Raw genomic sequence first — 3,521 nt, 5'->3', positions numbered from 1 at the left:
AGAACTTTTCACTGTCCAGTACATAAAAGAAATGACAAAAAAGATGCCGAATTCCTTGAAAGGAAACGGGGGAACCATTTCGGGTGAATTGATCCCGATTGCGAATGCGCGAATCGGGGGTCATAGGGAACCTTCAACCGAACCCCACAGCTAACCTCGTAGGCTACGGAAGGAGCTTTAAGGTTTGAAGAAAGTCACCTTGCTCATACTCGGACTTGTTGCCGCGTTGGCATTCCAGGCGGGAAGCGCTTTTGCCAGCAGCACGAAACTGGACAGCGTGATCGATGAATTGATCGGCGTCAATTATAGTTATGGCGGAACGACCACCGCAGGCTTCGATTGTTCCGGGTTTACTTCCTATGTATTCAAGAAGCTCGGTATTTCGCTGACGCGTACGTCCAGATCGCAAGCCGAAGAAGGCGACGAAGTCGAAAAGAGCGAACTGATCGAAGGAGATCTCGTATTCTTCAATACGAGCGGCAAGGGTATTTCCCATGTCGGCATTTATGTGGGCAACGGCAAGTTCGCGCATGCTTCCACGAGCAAAGGCGTCGTCATCACCGACCTGGATGATTCCTATTACGCCAAGCGCTACGTTACGGCGCGCCGCGTTATGACGTCGGAGCAATATGAGAAGCTCGCGAAGCCCAATTGATCCGGGCCTCGGATGACGGCTGCCGCCGTTCGATCAGCGCAGCCAGGTGTCATCGCCGTAACGACAAGGCCGCAATCGCCGTCCGTCAAGGACGGCGGTTGCGGCCTTTTGCCGTGCCCGGCCCATGATTGCATCCCGCCGCGCGCTTTCATCACTTCGACGATCTATTGTATCGAGGTGAAACCACATATGAATATTCGTGTTGATTAATCTGCCGGAATTGAGAGAGATCAATAGACTCGGCTTATGGCTCGGTTTACTTTTTGTTGTATTTGCAATTGGGTTAATCGGAACGTTACAAATCGTTTATTGGATTAAAAAAGGGAAGCTATAAGGTCCGGTAATAGTTGAATTCAGAAAGGCTCTGGATTAGGCAGTAAATGAAAGGGGTAATCATCTGCGGTTGAAGAACGGACAAGATCGGAAAGATCGAAGCATGTACGGGTCAGGCCAGATTTTCGTCATCCAATTGTCAAGGGAAGTCGCAAACGCAGGTCCGTCGATGGACCTTCGTTTGCGGCCTTGACTTGAGATTGATTACGATGATGAAGATTGGATCATTATACCCAGCCGCGCGCTTTCATCGCTTCGGCGATCCGCTGGATCGAGACCATGTACGCGGCGGTCCGCAGCGGCACATTGTGCTTGGAAGCTAACTCGGAAACGACTCCGTACGATTCGGTCATTTTGACCTTCAGCTTGCTGTTGACTTCTTCTTCGCTCCAGTAGAAGTTCGCCAGGTTTTGCACCCATTCGAAGTAGGATACCGTAACGCCGCCCGCATTCGCCAGAATATCGGGAATGACGACGATGCCTTTCTCGAACAGCACTTTGTCCGCTTCCGGCGTTGTCGGGCCGTTCGCCGCTTCGGCTACGATTTTGGCCTTGATGCGCGAAGCGTTGGCAGCCGTAATGACGTTCTCCAGCGCGGCCGGAATCAGAATATCCACTTCCAGTTCCAGCAGTTCCTCATTCGTGATGGCATTTGCGGCCTCGAAATAACGAACGCTGCCCTTCTCATCCTTCAGCCGACCGATTTCGTCCACCGGCAAGCCTTCCGGCAAATAAATCGCGCCGCCGGAATCGCTGACCGCCACAATCGTGCAGCCTTGCTCGGACAGAAGTTTTGCCGCGATGCGGCCGGCATTGCCGTAGCCTTGAATCGCAACCGTTGCGCCTTGCATCGGTTTGCCCAATTGACGCATCGCTTCTTCGATCGTGAACACGCAGCCGCGGGCCGTCGCTTCGTTCCGCCCTTTGGAACCGCCGACGATAAGCGGCTTGCCCGTAATAACGCCCGGCGTGAACGCGCCACGCAAACGGCTGTAGGTGTCCATCATCCAGCCCATAATTTCCGGCGTCGTATAGACATCGGGAGCCGGAATATCTTTCTCCGGACCGACAATTTCGGCGATCGCTTCCATAAATCCGCGGCTTACCCGCTCCAGCTCGCCCTTGCTCAGTTTGCGCGGATCGCAGATGACGCCGCCTTTTCCTCCTCCATAAGGCAGGCCGACGACTCCGCACTTAAACGACATCCACATGGACAGCGCCTTGACCTCGTCCATCGTGACGTCCGGATGGAAGCGAATGCCGCCCTTGTTCGGACCGAGAGCGTCGTTGTGCTGCGACCGGAAACCTTCGAAGACGCGTACCGTTCCATCGTCCATCTTCACCGGGAAGTTGACGCTCAATACCCGCTTCGGCTTTTTCAGAAATTCGACTACATGGGCAGGCAGCTGCAGATGCGAGGCGGCCTCCTCGATTTGCCGTTGGGCAATTTCATACGGATTCAAGTTTTCGGTTGTTGCTTGATTTGCTACGCTCAAAGCCACTATGAACTCTCCTTTTTTGTACGATTTGCATAATCATTTGCACTATATCGTGTATTTTATAGGAGAAGAACTTGTAAAATCCAATAAAAATTTTTTGAGGGACGATAATGAAACTCTATTGGCCGGAACAAAGCTGCAAAAGTACAGTTTTTTCGGGCCCCAAATAATCAAAACGCAAAAATTCCTGCGATTATACAGTTTTTTTGACCCGTTCAAGCCAGACAAGCACAAACCGCCAAAAATTACTGTATTTTCGCAGGATTTTGCGCTATGATTTTCTGTTCGGGCCTAAATTTCTGCACTTTTGCAGGCTTTTGCTCTACGGCCCCCTAATTGAACTGGAGTTCTGCCCCACAATATATTACTGTATTTGTATAAGGGGATGGACAATATGAGACGATCGAACAAGCTGTACGAAGAAGTACGATTGGATGTAGTTCGAGAAGCATTATCCGGTATCAAGGTGGGGGTCCTTGCCCGAAAGTATAACCTGCATCCGGAGACAGTTCGTACTTGGATCCGGACATATCGGGATCAAGTGGATATTCATAAGCTCCCTCCAGCTGACCATCAACTGCAAGAGCTGAAGAGGCTGCAGGAAGTGGAAGAAAAGTACGAAAAAGCAATGAAGGTGCTTGGCGAAAAAGAACTCGAAATCGAGATCCTGCGTGAACTGCTAAAAAAGCAGAACCCTGCTTATCCGAAAAATTTGAATTAGCCGACCGCTATATTAAGCAGGGGAACAGCGCAGCTCTTGTGTTGCGTATCGTCGGTCTGGCGGAATCAACTTATTACGAGCGTTTAAAACGCGCGCAGCGATCCAATGAGGGCTCGAGCAACGTGAAAAGGGGAAGGCCTTGCCCTGGCTACTCCTTTACGCTGCAGGGACGCAAAATAAGCGACGAGCAGATAAAAGAATGGCTGTTGGAGCTTGTGGAAGGTGAAGAGCATGTCTATGGGTACAAGCTCTTAGCCGAGTGTCTTCGTAACAAGTATGAGCTCATTCTTGATAAGAAAAAATCTTATCGTCT

Annotated in this window: 3 protein-coding genes, 1 pseudogene and 1 riboswitch; of the genes and pseudogenes, 3 read left to right on the top strand and 1 reads right to left on the bottom strand. The window is 50.8% G+C overall.

Annotation, left to right across the window (positions count from 1 at the left end):
• The first annotated feature begins 34 nt into the window (after positions 1-34).
• A riboswitch (cyclic di-AMP (ydaO/yuaA leader) is annotated at positions 35-180 on the top strand.
• A 4-nt stretch (positions 181-184) separates the two neighbouring features.
• The gene (locus tag ABEV74_RS06675) at positions 185-655 is read left to right on the top strand and encodes a C40 family peptidase (protein ID WP_062489505.1); all 471 of its coding nucleotides are present in this window, start codon (positions 185-187) and stop codon (positions 653-655) included.
• Positions 656-1,215: 560 nt separating this feature from the next.
• On the opposite strand, the gene ABEV74_RS06670 is transcribed toward ABEV74_RS06675, so the two are convergent.
• Positions 1,216-2,493: a Glu/Leu/Phe/Val family dehydrogenase gene (locus ABEV74_RS06670; protein WP_430144579.1), complete on the bottom strand. Its 1,278-nt coding sequence runs from the start codon at positions 2,491-2,493 to the stop codon at positions 1,216-1,218.
• Positions 2,494-2,881: 388 nt separating this feature from the next.
• Here ABEV74_RS06670 and ABEV74_RS06665 point away from each other — a divergent pair, with 388 nt between their 5' ends.
• Both ABEV74_RS06665 and ABEV74_RS06660 read left to right on the top strand, forming a co-directional pair.
• Complete coding sequence (locus tag ABEV74_RS06665) at positions 2,882-3,208, top strand: helix-turn-helix domain-containing protein (RefSeq protein ID WP_062490568.1); 327 nt, start codon at positions 2,882-2,884, stop codon at positions 3,206-3,208.
• 38 nt (positions 3,209-3,246) lie between these two features.
• Positions 3,247-3,521, top strand: a pseudogene (locus ABEV74_RS06660) (IS3-like element ISHahy4 family transposase); the annotation flags it as partial.

The sequence above is a fragment of the Paenibacillus cisolokensis genome, assembly GCF_050481165.1.
Lineage (GTDB): Bacteria > Bacillota > Bacilli > Paenibacillales > Paenibacillaceae > Paenibacillus_AH > Paenibacillus_AH cisolokensis.
This window is presented reverse-complemented; position numbering and strand designations above follow the sequence as displayed.

Excerpts from the sequence above, each read along its gene's own strand:
- ABEV74_RS06665 (WP_062490568.1), top strand. The coding sequence starts at position 2,882 with ATGAGACGATCGAACAAGCTGTACGAAGAAGTACGATTGGATGTAGTT.